This window comes from Micromonospora sp. WMMA1923 (genome assembly GCF_049179195.1).
Lineage (GTDB): Bacteria > Actinomycetota > Actinomycetes > Mycobacteriales > Micromonosporaceae > Micromonospora > Micromonospora yangpuensis.
On the sequence record NZ_JBMHLZ010000001.1, the window covers coordinates 1,486,858 to 1,500,526 of the forward strand.

The 13,669-nt window shown below is 73.9% G+C and carries 12 protein-coding genes; 4 read left to right on the forward strand and 8 right to left on the reverse strand.

From position 1 onward, the window contains the following. Positions 1-166: 166 nt before the first annotated feature. Positions 167-445 (forward strand): hypothetical protein, encoded by a 279-nt coding sequence (locus tag ACN28G_RS06710; protein WP_421478709.1) that lies wholly within the window; start codon positions 167-169, stop codon positions 443-445. A gap of 18 nt (positions 446-463) precedes the next feature. Here the strand turns inward: ACN28G_RS06710 and ACN28G_RS06715 are convergent, their stop codons facing one another. Further along, positions 464-1,156, reverse strand: coding sequence for a sugar transferase (locus ACN28G_RS06715; RefSeq protein WP_091436263.1), 693 nt, complete (start codon positions 1,154-1,156; stop codon positions 464-466). Then, on the reverse strand, positions 1,153-2,307 hold the full coding sequence (locus ACN28G_RS06720; protein ID WP_421478710.1) for a DegT/DnrJ/EryC1/StrS family aminotransferase: 1,155 nt from the start codon (positions 2,305-2,307) through the stop codon (positions 1,153-1,155). Before ACN28G_RS06720 ends, ACN28G_RS06715 begins: the two co-directional genes overlap by 4 nt. Before the next feature lie 119 nt (positions 2,308-2,426). Between ACN28G_RS06720 and ACN28G_RS06725 the strand changes: the two genes are divergently transcribed. Both ACN28G_RS06725 and ACN28G_RS06730 read left to right on the forward strand, forming a co-directional pair. Beyond that, complete coding sequence (locus ACN28G_RS06725; protein WP_091436266.1) at positions 2,427-3,668, forward strand: glycosyltransferase family 4 protein; 1,242 nt, start codon at positions 2,427-2,429, stop codon at positions 3,666-3,668. After that, positions 3,665-4,294: a GNAT family N-acetyltransferase gene (locus tag ACN28G_RS06730; RefSeq protein ID WP_091436268.1), complete on the forward strand. Its 630-nt coding sequence runs from the start codon at positions 3,665-3,667 to the stop codon at positions 4,292-4,294. The genes ACN28G_RS06725 and ACN28G_RS06730 overlap by 4 nt, the downstream gene beginning before the upstream one ends. Before the next feature lie 26 nt (positions 4,295-4,320). On the opposite strand, the gene ACN28G_RS06735 is transcribed toward ACN28G_RS06730, so the two are convergent. Continuing rightward, positions 4,321-4,752: a hypothetical protein gene (locus ACN28G_RS06735; protein ID WP_421480870.1), complete on the reverse strand. Its 432-nt coding sequence runs from the start codon at positions 4,750-4,752 to the stop codon at positions 4,321-4,323. A gap of 76 nt (positions 4,753-4,828) precedes the next feature. Further along, positions 4,829-7,360, reverse strand: a complete 2,532-nt coding sequence (locus ACN28G_RS06740; RefSeq protein WP_421478711.1) for a Tex family protein — start codon at positions 7,358-7,360, stop codon at positions 4,829-4,831. Positions 7,361-7,409: 49 nt separating this feature from the next. Between ACN28G_RS06740 and ACN28G_RS06745 the strand changes: the two genes are divergently transcribed. Continuing rightward, on the forward strand, positions 7,410-8,921 hold the full coding sequence (locus tag ACN28G_RS06745; RefSeq protein WP_421478712.1) for a deoxyguanosinetriphosphate triphosphohydrolase family protein: 1,512 nt from the start codon (positions 7,410-7,412) through the stop codon (positions 8,919-8,921). A 207-nt stretch (positions 8,922-9,128) separates the two neighbouring features. Here ACN28G_RS06745 and ACN28G_RS06750 read toward each other — a convergent pair whose 3' ends face one another. From ACN28G_RS06750 to ACN28G_RS06765, 4 genes are all read right to left on the reverse strand, one after another. Continuing rightward, positions 9,129-10,268 carry an MBL fold metallo-hydrolase gene (locus ACN28G_RS06750; protein ID WP_421478713.1) on the reverse strand — a complete coding sequence of 380 codons (1,140 nt, stop codon included), beginning with the start codon at positions 10,266-10,268 and terminating at the stop codon, positions 9,129-9,131. Between the two features lie 143 nt (positions 10,269-10,411). Continuing rightward, the gene (locus ACN28G_RS06755) at positions 10,412-11,482 is read right to left on the reverse strand and encodes a serine hydrolase (protein ID WP_091436272.1); all 1,071 of its coding nucleotides are present in this window, start codon (positions 11,480-11,482) and stop codon (positions 10,412-10,414) included. 51 nt (positions 11,483-11,533) lie between these two features. Beyond that, the gene (locus ACN28G_RS06760) at positions 11,534-12,436 is read right to left on the reverse strand and encodes an SDR family NAD(P)-dependent oxidoreductase (protein ID WP_421478714.1); all 903 of its coding nucleotides are present in this window, start codon (positions 12,434-12,436) and stop codon (positions 11,534-11,536) included. Then, the gene (locus ACN28G_RS06765) at positions 12,433-13,617 is read right to left on the reverse strand and encodes a zinc-dependent alcohol dehydrogenase (RefSeq protein WP_091436274.1); all 1,185 of its coding nucleotides are present in this window, start codon (positions 13,615-13,617) and stop codon (positions 12,433-12,435) included. Before ACN28G_RS06765 ends, ACN28G_RS06760 begins: the two co-directional genes overlap by 4 nt. Positions 13,618-13,669 lie beyond the last annotated feature (52 nt).

Here is a 13,669-nt window from a genome sequence, read left to right on the forward strand (position 1 = left end):
CATCCTTTGCGGCGGAATTGTCCGGTCAGATGTCCGAGAGCCCTGCTGCTTCCTCGGGCGCTTGCGGTATGTCGTAATCATCGATGATCTCGATCCGGTCCGCCGGCCAGACGGACTCCGATACTTCCAGGAGGGTGTCGTCCTCTGCTCGGGCGACGTGGATCAGGTGGACGACGCCCGTGGCCGAGGACAGGTGCAGTGCGTCGCTCTCAGCTGCGGTGGGGGCACGCCACTGGCCCACCTGGTCGACGTGGCCCGCGCCTGCGTGTGGCGCAACGACCTGCCGGCGGCCGCCGACGCGTTGCTGCTCGCCGACCGGACCGCCCCGACCGAGGTACGGCACCGACCCGTGGCCCGCCACACCCTGCGTACCGTCGTGGGTCGGATGTCGCGGGCCGACGCGGCGCTGGTCCGCCTCGCCGAGAGCCTGCGCCTGCTCGGCTGACCGGCGGGGCAGGCCCGGTCAGGCGTCGCTGTGGGCGCGTACCCCGATCCGGTCGAAACCGTCGGGTACGGCGGCCGGCAACCCGGTCGGCCGGGTCGGGGCCTGCCGGGGCACGGGGACGCCGGCGGGGAAGAGCACCGCCCGGACGGTGGCCAGCAGGATGCGCAGGTCGCCGAGGATGGTGCGGGTCTCCACGTACCGCAGGTACATCTCCACTTTCTGCGGCAGCAGCACCGAGAGGTAGTGCTCCTCCGGGTTCACCTGGTCGGCCAGGTGTGCCGACTCGTTGCGGAAGGCGACGGCGGCCGGGTCGGTGATGCCGGGGCGGATGGACAGGATGCGCCACCGGGCCACCGACGGCCAGCAGTGGACGTAGCGGGGCACCTCCGGCCGGGGGCCGACCAGGCTCATCCGCCCGATCAGTACGTCGTAGAGCTGCGGCAACTCGTCCAGCTTGGTGGCGCGCAGGATCCGCCCGAGGCGGGTGATCCGGTCGTCGCTGTCCGAGGTGACCAGCACCCCGGGGCCGGCGCGCATGGTGCGGAACTTGTGGATCAGGAACAGTTTGCCGCGCAGGCCCACCCGTTCCTGCCGGAAGAACACCGGTCCACCGTCGTCGCAGCGGACCGCCACGGCGATCAGGAGCAGCAGCGGGGAGGCGAGCAGCAGCGCCAGCGCGGCGACGACGATGTCGAAGAGTCGTTTGCTCACTGGAGCACCTTGCTGACGGTCCGGATGACCAGCTCCACCTGGGCGTCGTCCATCGCCGAGAAGATCGGCAGGCTGACCACCCGGGGGAACTCCGCGCTGGCGACCGGGAACATCTCGTCGGTCAGGGCGTACCGCTGCTGCCAGTAGGTGTGCCGGTGCAGCGGGATGAAGTGGACGCCGCAGCCGACGCCGAGCCGGGCCAGCTCCGCGATGAAGCCGTCCCGCCCGACGGGGGCCTCGGGGCGCAGCCGCACCACGAACAGGTGCCAGGAGTGCAGGTCGGTCTCCGGGGCCGGTTGGGGCAGGTCGATCGGCAGGCCGGTGAACGCCTGCCGGTAGCGGGCGGCGATCTCGGCCCGGCGCAGGCGCATCGCCTCGGCGCGGTCCAGCTGCACCAGCCCCATCGCGGCGGCGGGATCGGTCAGGTTGTACTTGAACCCGGCCTCCACCACGTTGTACTGCCAGGCGGGCAGCGTGCTGCGGTACCTGTCGAAGCCGTCCCGGTCGAAACCGTGCAGCCGCATGGTGCGTACCCGCTGGGCCAGGGCCGGGTCGCGGGTGACCAGCATGCCGCCCTCGCCGGTGGTGATGGTCTTGGTCGCGTAAAAGCTGAACACGGTGGCCGCCGAGTCACCGCCGCCGACCGGCACCCCCGCGCTGGCCGCCGGGAAGGCGTGCGCGGCGTCCTCGACCACGGCCAGCCCGTGGTCGCGGGCGAAGGTCCGCAGCGCCTCGGCGGCTACCGGCTGGCCGGCGAAGTGCACGGGCATCACCGCGGCGGTGCGGGCGGTGACCTTCCGGGTGGCGTCGGCCAGGTCGATGTTCAGGGTCACCGGGTCCACGTCGACAAACACCGGGATCGCACCCACGTGCACCACGACCTCGGCGGTGGCGGTGAAGGTCCAGGTCGGCACCAGCACCTCCGCGCCCCGGGGCAGGCTGAGCGCCTCCAGCGCCAGGTGCAGGCCGGCGGTCGCCGAGTTCAGCGCGACGGCTGTCACCCCGGGGCCGCAGCGTTCGGCGAACCGCTGCTCGAACTCGCGTACCAGGGGACCGGCGGAGACCCAGCCGGAGCGGATGGCCTCGTTGACCGCCCTGATCTCGGCCTCACCGAGATCGGGAAGCGCGAACGGAAGAGTGCGGTCGCCCATGCCTGATCCTCCTGGTTGCCCCATTTGAGTCCGGTTTGTTGCGCATGAGGATAGGCTCCAATGGCGTAATCAGGGGCGATATTCACGAAAACCAGGCAGAGATCCGAGAGGTGAGTTAAATGCGGATTGGTCTGCTCAGTCAGTGGTTCGACCCGGAGCCGGGTCCGGCCGCGTTACCCGGCGTCCTGGCCCGGGGGCTGGCCGGTCGCGGACACCAGGTACGGGTGCTGACCGGCTTCCCGAACTACCCCACCGGGCGGCTCGCACCCGGCTACCGGATGTCCCGGCGGGCCGACGAGACCCGCGACGGGGTGGCCGTCCGCCGGGTCGCCCTCTACCCGAGCCACGACAATTCGCCGGTACGCCGACTGGCGTCCTACACCTCGTTCGCCGCCTCCGCCCTCGCCTCCGGCACCGGTACGCTGCGCGGACTCGACGCGCTCTGGGTGAGCAACTCGCCCATCACCGTCTCGCTGCCGATGTGGTTCGTCCGCTACGCCCACCGGGTGCCGGTGCTGCTGCACGTGCTGGACCTCTGGCCGGACAGCGTCGCGGCCAGCGGATTCCTCGGCGACGGGCGCGGCCGGGCGGCGGCCGAGAAGTGCATGACCGGCTGGTGCGCGGCGATGTACCGCAGCGCGGCCCGGATCGGCTACATCTCCCCGGGCGTGGGTGAGCTGCTGGCCCGCCGGGGCGTACCCGAGGAGAAGTTGGTCTACCTGCCCCTGTGGGCGCCGGAGGAGACACCCGCGCCGCCGCACACCGACCTGCGCGCCGAACTCGGCATCGGACCCGACCGGATCGTGCTCGTCTACGCCGGGACCATCGGCGAGGCGCAGGGGCTGGACGCCCTCGTCGACGCCTGCGCGCTGGTCGATGATCCCCGGCTGGTCTGCCTGGTCGCCGGCTCCGGCCTGGCCGAGCAACGCCTGCGGGAACGGGCGGCGGCCAGCTCCCGTGACATCCGGTTCCTCGGCCGCCTGCCCCGGGACCGGATGCCGGCGCTGATGGCCGCCGGTGACGTGCACTACGTGAGCCTGCGGCCCAGCGGCATGGGGGCGTACACCATGCCGAGCAAGGTGCAGGCGACCCTGGCCGCCGGTCGGGCCGTGCTGGCCGCGGCCGAGGGTGACGTCGCCACGGTGGCCCGCGACAGCGGCGCCGGGATCGTCGCCCGCCCCGGCGACCCCGACTCGATCGCCGACGGCCTCCGGGAGATCTGCCAACTGGGGCGGGAGAAGCTCGACCTGCTCGGGCTGGCCGGTCGGGAGTACTACCGGCGCACCTTCTCGGTGGCCACCGGCGTTGACCGGGTGGAGGCCGCGTTGCGGGCGGCCGCGGAGACCGGGAGGCGTCGATGACCGAGACCGGAGTGGTCGACACCGAGGAACTGACCGGGGCCGACATCCACGCCGCGGCGGCCCTGCACGTCCGGGCCTTCCCCCGCTTCTTCCTGTCCAGCCTGGGGGAGCGGTTCCTGCGGGAGTACTACCACGGGTTCCTGCTGGACCCCGACGCCGTGACGGTGGTGGCCCGGACCGCCGACGGCGCGCTGGCCGGCATCGTCGTCGGCTCGGTACGCCCGGAGGCGTTCTACCGTCGGTTGCTGCGCCGACGGGGCCTGCGGATGGCCGTGGCCGCCGCGTGGCCGGCGCTGCGCAGCCCCCGGACCGCGCTGCGCCTGCTGCGCGGGATCGCCTACCGCGGGGACGTGCCGGTGGCGGCCCACGGCGCGCTGCTCAGCTCCATCTGCGTGGACCCGGCGGTCGAGAACACCGGCCGGGGCCGCGCCCTGATCGACAGGTGGTGGCTCCGCGCCCGACAGCAGGGCGCCACCAGCGCCTATCTCGTCACCGACGCCGACGACAACGACCGGGTGAACGCCTTCTACCAGCGCTGCGGCTGGACGCCGGTGGGCAGCTACCTCACCCGGGAACAGCGGCGGATGAACTGCTACAGCATCACCGCACCGGCCGACGGGAGCTGAGCCCGGCCCGGGGCGGCGGTCGCCGGTCAGGTCGGTTCGTCGCCGGCCGCGAGCCGCCGCTGCAACGCCACCCGCAGCTCGATCGACTCGCCGTCGCGCCCGCCCCGGCCGATGACCAGCGGTGCCGGGTCCGGCTGCGGATCCGCGCCGAATAACCGGGCCCGCAGCCCACCGGGGACCATCAGCAGGTGGAACCGCCCGTCGGTGTCGACCGCCCGGGTGCGGGCCTGGTCGACGTACCAGCCGGTGAGGCGGGTCCGGTACCGGGCCCGCCCGTCGTAGGAGCGGGCGGTCAGCCGGGTGGGCCGCAGCCCACGGCGTACCGCCTCGGCGGCGAAGTCGGCCACCAGCCGCGCCGCCTGCGCCTGCTCCGCCGCCCGCCGGGCCTCGTCCGCCTCGGCGTGCGCCCGCACCGCATGCCGTTGCTGCTCCCGCCACCGCGAGTCGTCGTCGGTCACCGCCACCCCCCGACGGTACGCCGCCACCCCGGCCCGCCCGCGCGGACCGGGACGGCGGCGTGTGCCGGGAGTTGCCTCAGGCCAGGCCGGCCCGGCGGAGCGCCTCGGCCATCGCGTCGTTGGCCGGGCCCGGGGCGGAGCCGCCCCGGCCCTGACGGGGCTGCCCGCCCCGGGCACCGCCCCGCCCGCCGTCGCCACCCCGGCCGCCCTGACCACCGTCGCGACCGCGCGCACCACCCCGGCCGCCGTCACCGCCCCGGCCACCGCGAGTGCCGCCGTCGCCACTGCGACCGCCGTCGCCGCGCGCGCCGCCCCGGCCGCCGTCGCCCGTGCCCTGCCCGGACCCGGACCGGTCGCGCCGGTCACCGCCGCCGGTGCCGCCTGGCTCGTCCTCCAACCGCAGGGTCAGCGAGATCCGCTTGCGCGGCACGTCCACGTCGAGGACCTTCACCCGGACCACGTCGCCGGACTTCACCACGTCGCGCGGATCCTTGACGAAGGTGCGCGACATCGCCGAGACGTGCACCAGGCCGTCCTGGTGCACGCCGACGTCGACGAAGGCACCGAACGCGGCGACGTTGGTGACCACCCCCTCCAGGAGCATGCCCGGGGTCAGGTCGCCGATCTTCTCGACGCCCTCGACGAAGGTCGCCGTACGGAACGCCGGCCGCGGGTCACGGCCCGGCTTCTCCAACTCGGCCAGGATGTCGGTGACGGTGGGCAGACCGAACGTGTCGTCGACGAAGTCGGTGGCCTTCAACCCGCGCAGGATCGCACTCTGCCCGATCAGCGAGCGCAGGTCCTGCCCGGTGCGGGTCAGGATCCGCCGGACCACCGGGTACGCCTCGGGGTGCACGCTGGAGGAGTCCAGCGGATCGTCACCGGCCGGGATACGTAGGAAGCCGGCGCACTGCTCGAAGGCCTTCGGGCCGAGCCGGGCGACCTTGCGCAGCTCCGTGCGGCTGCGGAACGGGCCGTTGGCGTCCCGGTGCAGCACGATGTTCTCCGCCAACCCGGCGCCGATGCCGGAGACCCGGGTCAGCAACGGCGCCGAGGCGGTGTTGACGTCGACGCCTACCGCGTTGACGCAGTCCTCCACCACCGCGTCGAGCGAGCGGGAGAGCTTCAGCTCGGAGAGGTCGTGCTGGTACTGCCCGACCCCGATCGAGCGCGGGTCGATCTTGACCAGCTCGGCCAGCGGGTCCTGCAGGCGGCGGGCGATCGAGACCGCCCCGCGCAGCGAGACGTCCAGGTCGGGCAGCTCCTGCGAGGCGTACGCGGAGGCGGAGTAGACCGACGCCCCGGCCTCGGAGACGACCACCTTGGTCAGGTCGAGCTGCGGGTGCCGCTTGATCAGGTCGGCGGCGAGCCTGTCGGTCTCCCGGCTGGCGGTGCCGTTGCCGATCGCGACCAGCTCCACGCCGTGCGCGCCGGCCAACCGGGCCAGGGTGTCGATCGAGGCGTCCCACTGCCGGCGCGGCTCGTGCGGGTAGATCGTGTCGGTGGCGACCACCTTGCCGGTGGCGTCCACCACCGCCACCTTCACCCCGGTGCGCAGGCCCGGGTCCAGCCCCATCGTCGCCCGGGTGCCGGCCGGCGCGGCGAGCAGCAGGTCACGCAGGTTGGTCGCGAAGACCCGGACGGCCTCCTCCTCGGCCGCCTGCCACAACCGCATCCGCAGGTCCGCGCCGAGATGGATGAGCACCCTGGTACGCCAGGCCCAGCGCACCGTGTCGGCCAACCAACGGTCGGCCGGGCGGCCCGCGTCGGTGATCCCGAACCGGCCGGCGATGGCCGCCTCGTACCGGCTGGGGCCGGTGGCCACGGCGTCGGAGTCACCCTCGGGCTCCGGGGCCATGGTCAGGTCGAGCACGCCCTCCTTCTCGCCCCGGAACATGGCCAGGATCCGGTGCGAGGGCAGCTTCGGGTACGGCTCGGCGAAGTCGAAGTAGTCGGCGAACTTCGCGCCGGTGGTCTCCTGGCCGTCGCGTACCCGGGCCACCAGACGCCCCCGCGACCACATCTGCTCGCGCAGCCCGCCGATCAGGTCGGCGTCCTCGGCGAACCGCTCGATCAGGATGGCCCGCGCGCCGTCCAGCGCGGCGGCCGGGTCGGCCACCCCCTTGTCGCCGTCGACATAGCCGAGCGCGACCGCCTTCGGCTCCTGCGTCGGGTCGGCCAGCAGCGCGTCGGCCAGCGGCTCCAGCCCGGCCTCACGGGCGATCTGCGCCCGGGTCCGCCGCTTGGGCTTGTACGGCAGGTAGATGTCCTCCAGCCGGGACTTGGAGTCGGCCGCCATGATCTGCGCTTCCAGGGCCTCGTCGAGCTTGCCCTGGCCACGGATCGACTCCAGCACCGCCGCGCGCCGCTCGTCCAGCTCCCGCAGGTACCGCAGCCGCTCCTCCAGGCTGCGCAGCTGGGCGTCGTCCAGCAGGCCGGTGGCCTCCTTGCGGTAGCGGGCGATGAACGGCACGGTGGCACCGCCGTCGAGCAGCTCCACGGCCGCCCGTACCTGGCGCTCGGCGACGCCGAGCTCCTCGGCGATGCGCTGATGAACAGACTGGGTCACGATGATGATCCGCCTTCTCGGGTGGGGTCCGCCCTGCATTGTGCCGGCACCCCCTGACGGCCGTGACTCCTAGGCTAGCGTGGCGATCATGGAGACCCCCGCCGACGCGCGCGCCCGCCGACTCTTCGGTGGTAGCGCGCGGGCCCTCGGTGACCTGGCCGGCAGCCCGTTCCGGGCCGACCGGGACCGGATCGTCAGCTCACCGTTCTTCGCCCGGCTGGGCGGGGTCACCCAGGTGGTCAGCCCCGGCGGATCCGGGCTGCTGCTGCACAACCGGCTGACCCACAGCCTCAAGGTCGCCCAGGTGGCCCGGGCGATCGCCGAACGGCTCACCGCCGACGAGGACCGGCGCGCCCTACTGGTCGACCTCGGCGGCTGCGACCCGGACGTGGTGGAGGCCGCCGCGCTCGCCCACGACCTCGGCCACCCGCCCTTCGGGCATCTGGGGGAGCGGGTGCTGGACCAGCTGGCCCGGCAGCGGCTCGGGCTCACCGACGGGTTCGAGGGCAACGCGCAGTCGTACCGGATCGTCACCAGCACCGAGATTCGCGGCGCCGCCACCACCGGTCTCGACCTGACCGCGGCGGTCCGCGCGGCGCTGCTGAAGTACCCGTGGACCCGGCTGGACCATCCCGACCCGCACCCCCGCCACCTCGACCCGCCCCCGCGCGGGGCCACCGTGCCCCCCGACGACCCGGAGAGCGGCTCGTCGAAGTTCGGCGCGTACCGCACCGAGCTGGAGGACCTGCGGCAGGCACGGGCACCCTTCGTCGGCCGGATCGCCGACTGGCAGCAGACCGTCGAGGCGTCGGTGATGGACACTGCCGACGACATCGCGTACGCCATCCACGACGTCGAGGACTTCTACCGGGTCGGGGTGCTCCAGCAGGGGGCGGTGTCCGCCGAGCTGATGGCCTGGCAGCGGGAGAGCGGACACTTCCGGGCGGTCACCGGCCCGGCGCTGACCGGGGCGTCCCGGCGGCCCGGCGCGGCCATCGAGCTGCTCCGCCGGCAGCTGCACCACAAGGACGACTGGATCGCCGACGACGAGGCGTTCGCCGCCGCCGTCGAGCACGTCCGGACCGAACTGGTCGAGGGGCTGCTCGCGCTGCCCTTCGACGGCTCGATCGAGGCCGAGCAGTACGTGGCCCGCTTCTCCGCCCGGTGGACCAACCGGCTGGTCGACGCGATCACCGTGACCGCACAGCCGTCGATGCGCTCCGGGCACGTGCTGCTCGGCTCGGCCCAGTGGCACGAGGTACAGGTGCTGAAGTTCGTCCACCACCGGTTCGTGCTGGCCCGCCCCGACCTGGCCCTGCACCAGCGGGGGCAGGCCCGGCTGCTGGCCACCCTGGTCGAGGCGTTGTGGGAGTGGCTGCTCGACCCGGAGGAGGAGTCCCGGCTGCCGCGCCGGCTGCACGACCTGGTCGAACTGGCCGAGGCCGAGCTGCATCCGCGTACCGTCGACCGGATCTCCCGGGCCCGCGGTCGGGCGATCATCGACTTCGTCGCCCAGCTCACCGACGGCCAGGCGGTGGCCATGCTGGACGCCCTTTCCGGCCGTTCCGGCGCGCTCTGGACCGACGCCTTCGTCCTCTGACCCCCCGCCCGCCGCCGTGCCCGACCCGCCGCTCGCCGTCGTCGTGCCCGGCCCGCCGCCCGCCGCCCGCTGCCGCCCGCTGCCGCCCGCTGCCGCCCGCTGCCGCTGCGGCCCGCCGCCGTGCCCGGCCGGTCGTCCGCCCGCGGTGGGCGTGAGAAGGGTTCCCCTCTCTACCGGATGCGTTAACAGGGGGCCCTTCCTTACACGTCAGGCGATGGGTTGCCACCAGGGGTCTACCGGGGGTGGGTGGTCGACGACCACCCGTTCACCGGGGCGGGGGACGGCGATCGAGACGTCGCGGGCCTTGGCCTCGGCCCAGAGCCGGTCGACCGGCTCGGCCCAGTCGTGCAGGGCGAGGTTGAAGGTGGCCCAGTGCACCGGGACGAACAGGCCGCCGCGCAGGTCGAGGTGGGCGGTCACCGCCTCCTCGGGGAACATGTGGATGGCCGGCCAGGCCCGGTCGTACGCCCCGATCTGCACGAGCGTCGCGTCGAACGGCCCGTGTTCCGCGCCGATCTCGGCGTACCCGTCGAAGTAGCCGGAGTCCCCGGTGTAGAAGACCCGGCGGTGCGCCCCGGCCACCACCCAGGAGCTCCAGAGCGTGCCGTCGCGGCGTAGCCCGCGCCCGGAGAAGTGCTGCGCGGCGGTGGCGGTGATCGTCAACCCGCCGACCCGGTGGCCCTGCGACCAGTCCAGCTCGATGATCCGCTCGGCCGGCACCGCCCAACGGTCCAGGTGTGCGCCGACGCCCAGCGGGACCAGGAACGGCGCGGACTGGGTGCGGACCAGCTCCCGCACGGTGGCCATGTCCAGGTGGTCGTAGTGGTCGTGGGAGATCAGGATCGCGTCCACCGGCGGCAGTTCGTCGAGGGTCACCGGGGGCTGGTGGATCCGCCGGGGCCCGACCGCCGCCGAGGGGGAGCAGCGGTCGCTCCACACCGGGTCGATCAGCACCCGGTGTCCCTCGATCTCGATCAGCGCCGACGCGTGGCCGTACCAGACGATGTTCAGTTCCCGCTCGTCGGCGGCGGGTGCGGCGTCCGGGCGGCGCAGCGGCACGGCGGTGCGGGGGCGGCGGCGCTGCTTGCCGAAGATCAACTCCCGGAGCAGGTTGGGCCCCGGCTCGCTGAGCGTGCTGCGCAGGCCGGCCCGGTTGTGGAAGGTGCCGTCGCGGAACTGCGGCGAGCGGGCCGCCCGTTGCGCCCGGGCCCCGGTGAGCCGGCCGCCGAGCGCCGCCGGCACGTCGCGGGCCACCCAGGCCACCCCGGCCAGCGCCGCGAGCCCGGCGACCTGCCACAGTCGGCGGCCGGCGGCCCGCTCCAGTGCCTGCTCCGGTGGTGTCGCCATCGTCGCCCCTCCCGCCCACGGTTCCCCGGGATACACGTTAGCCACCCGACTGGCCGTCACACCTGGCAAGGACGGCGGTCGGCCACCGTCGGCGGCCGACCGCGACGCCGGCCACCGCCGGGCGGTGGCGGAAGGCCCGGCGCTCAGCCGCCGTTGCTCGGCCGGCGCGGTGCCGGCAGGTGGGCCCGGCCACCGCCACTGAGCTGCCCGAGCGCGTCCAGGAACCGGCGGCCCATCCGGGCCCGGGCCGCCACCGCCGGGTGGGTCGCCCCGAAGTCGTCCGCGCCGGGCTGACCGTCGGCGAAGAGGGCGTACGTCATCAGCGGCGCCCCGGCCGTGTCGAAGATCACCCCGGCCTCGTGCCGGGCGTCGACGAACCAGCCCGCCTTGGTCGCCACCCGGGCCCGCTCCGCCGAGGACATCGTGCGTCGGATGCCGTCGGTGAAGGCGACCGGCGAGCGCAGCAGCCCGAGCAGGAACGCCGTCGACGTCGCGCCGAGCAGGGTGCCGCCGACCAGCGCCCGGAGCAGGTCGTGGGTCTCCCGTGGGGTGCTGGTGCCGAGGTAGAACCGGTTCGGGTTGGCCACCGGCTCGACCTGGGTGTGCACGAAGCCCTTGGCCCGCAGGATGGCGTTCAGCTCGGCGGCCGGGCAGACCAGCCCGCAGAGTCGTACGGCGGTGTCGTCGGAGACGGTCAGCAGGTTGGCCAGCACGTGGCCGAGCGTCACCGAGCTGGGGTACGCCCCGTCCAGGCTGAAGATCCCGTCCCCGCCCGGCACCACGATCGACGCCGTCACCTCCACCCGCTGGGCCAGGGTCAGCAGGCCCCGGTCCACCTTGTCCAGCACCGCCGTGGCGACCGCGATCTTGTTGACGCTGTACGCCTCGATCCGCTGGTCCGGCTCGTCGGCGACGGCCACCGCCGGCGGACCCGCCGGATCGGTCAGGCTGACGTAGGACTGCCAGTTCCCGCCGGCCGCCGCGGTCTCCGCCTCGTAGATGGCCGTCACCCGGGGCACGGCCAGCCGGGGCGAGGCGGCGGGCCGCTCGGTGGCGGTCAGCTCAGCTCCCGGGGCGGGACGCTCGGCGGCGGCCAGCTGGGGCGCGGCGGCGGGTCGGCCGGCCTGGGCGAGGCCCGGGGTGCCGGCACCGAGCACGGTGCCGGCGGTCGCCATGGTGCCCAGGCCGATCGCCGCCCTCCGGTTGACCTTCATGTTCAACGTCGTCGCTCCCGTCGGGTCGCCGGATCGGCAGTGGTTGCCCGGTCACCCTAGGCGATCCGATCGACGCGCGTGATCCCGTCCGCCCCGCCAGCCGCCGCTTACCGTGCCGCCCGGCGCGGAGGTGAACACCACGCCCTCGTGCGGGGCCACCGGCTCGTCGGTGAGGCCGACCCGCCGCATCAGCGGGCCGACCAGCCGGTCGTACACCCCGGGCAGCACGGTGAAGCCGAATCGCATCAGCACGTTGACCCGCCCGACCGAGACCTCCCGCCGGGGCCGGTCGGCGCTGCGCACGATCGCCCGCGCCACCCGGGAGGCCGAGGAGACCGGCGGGGGCGGGCGGCCGATCCGCCCCAGGTAGTTCGCCGCCCGCTGGTAGACCGGCGTGTCCACGCTGCCCGGACTGACCAGGCAGACCTGGACGCCCGGCAGGTCCCGGCACTCCTGTTGCAGCGCCCGGGCCAGCCCGCGCAGACCCCACTTGCTGGCCACGTACCCGCTCATGTACGGCGCGGTGATGTGCCCCAGCACCGACCCGGTCAGCACCAGGGTGCCGGCACCGGTGGCCCGGAAGAGCCGCAGCGCGCTGCGGGCCACCGCCGCGGCGGCGATCAGGTTGGTCCGGACCACCTGGTCGAACACGTGCTCCGGTTGCCTGTCGAAACGTCCGTACGCCATCACCGCGGCGGTGTGCACCCACACGTCGACGCCACCGAAGGCCTCGGTGGCGGCCCGGGCGAGGGCGTCCGGGGCGCCGGCCTCGGCGATGTCGGTAGGCACCGCGACCACCTGTGCGCCGGCGGCCAGGCACTCGGCGCGTACCTCGGTCAGGGTGTCGGTGTTGCGGGCGGCGAGGACCAGCCGGTCACCGCGCGCGGCGAACGCCCGGGCCGTGGCCCGGCCGATACCGCTCGTCGCGCCGGTGATCACGACCGTCCGACTCACGGCGCGAGCACGACCTTGATGCACCCGTCGCTCTTCTCCTGGAACATCTCGTACGCCTGCGGCGCGTCGAGCAGCGGCACCCGGTGGGTACGCAGATCCTCCACGCCCAGCGGGTCGTCGTCGCCGGCCAGCAGCGGCAGGATCTCGTCGGTCCACCGGCGCACGTGGCACTGGCCCATCCGCAGCTGGATGCCCCGGTCGAACATCTCCATCAGCGGCAGCGGGTCGGCCTCCCCGCCGTACACGCCGGAGATCGAGACGGTGCCGCCCCGGCGGACCGCCTTCAGCGCGGCCTTCAGCACGACCAGCCGGTCCCCGCCCACCTTGTCGATCATCGGCTGGGCGACCGCGTCCGGCAGCAGCCCCGCGGCGGCCTGGGCGAACTTCCCGGTGTTCGAGCCGTGCGCCTCCATCCCGACCGCGTCGATCACCGCGTCCGGCCCCCGCCCGTCGACCAGGTCGATCAGGGCCTCCGGTACGTCGTCGAGCTTGCTCACGTCGAGCACCTCGATGCCGTGCCGGCGGGCCAGCTCCAGCCGCTCCGGCACCAGGTCCAGGCCGATCACCCGGCCGGCGCCCAGGTGCCGGCCGACCCGGGCGCAGAACTGCCCCACCGGTCCGAGCCCGAACACGGCGAGGGTGCCGCCGGGCGGGACGTCGGCGTACTTCACCGCCTGCCAGGCCGTGGGCAGGATGTCGGAGAGGTAGAGGTACCGCTCGTCGGCCCCGGTCTCCGGCACCTTGATCGGCCCGAAGTGCGCCTGTGGCACCCGCAGGTACTCGGCCTGTCCGCCCGGGACGGACCCGTACAGCGAGGTGTAGCCGAACAGGCTGGCACCCTTGCCCTCGGCGGTGACCTGGGTGGTCTCACACTGGGCGTAGAGCTGGCGCTGGCACATCCAGCACGAGCCGCAGGAGATGTTGAACGGGACCACCACCCGGTCGCCCGGCTTGAGGTGGGTCACCCCCGCCCCGACCTCCTCGACGATGCCCATCGGCTCGTGCCCCAGCACGTCACCGGACTTGAGGTACGGCCCGAGCACCTCGTAGAGGTGCAGGTCGGAGCCGCAGATCGCGGTCGAGGTGATCCGGACGACCGCGTCGGTCGGCTCCTCGATGCGCGGGTCCGGAACGTCGGACACCCGGACGTCCCGCTTGCCGTGCCAGGTCAGTGCCTTCATGGTCGTCGTCCCCTCTGTCTGCCGTCGGTGGACTGCTACCCGGCAGCGGGGA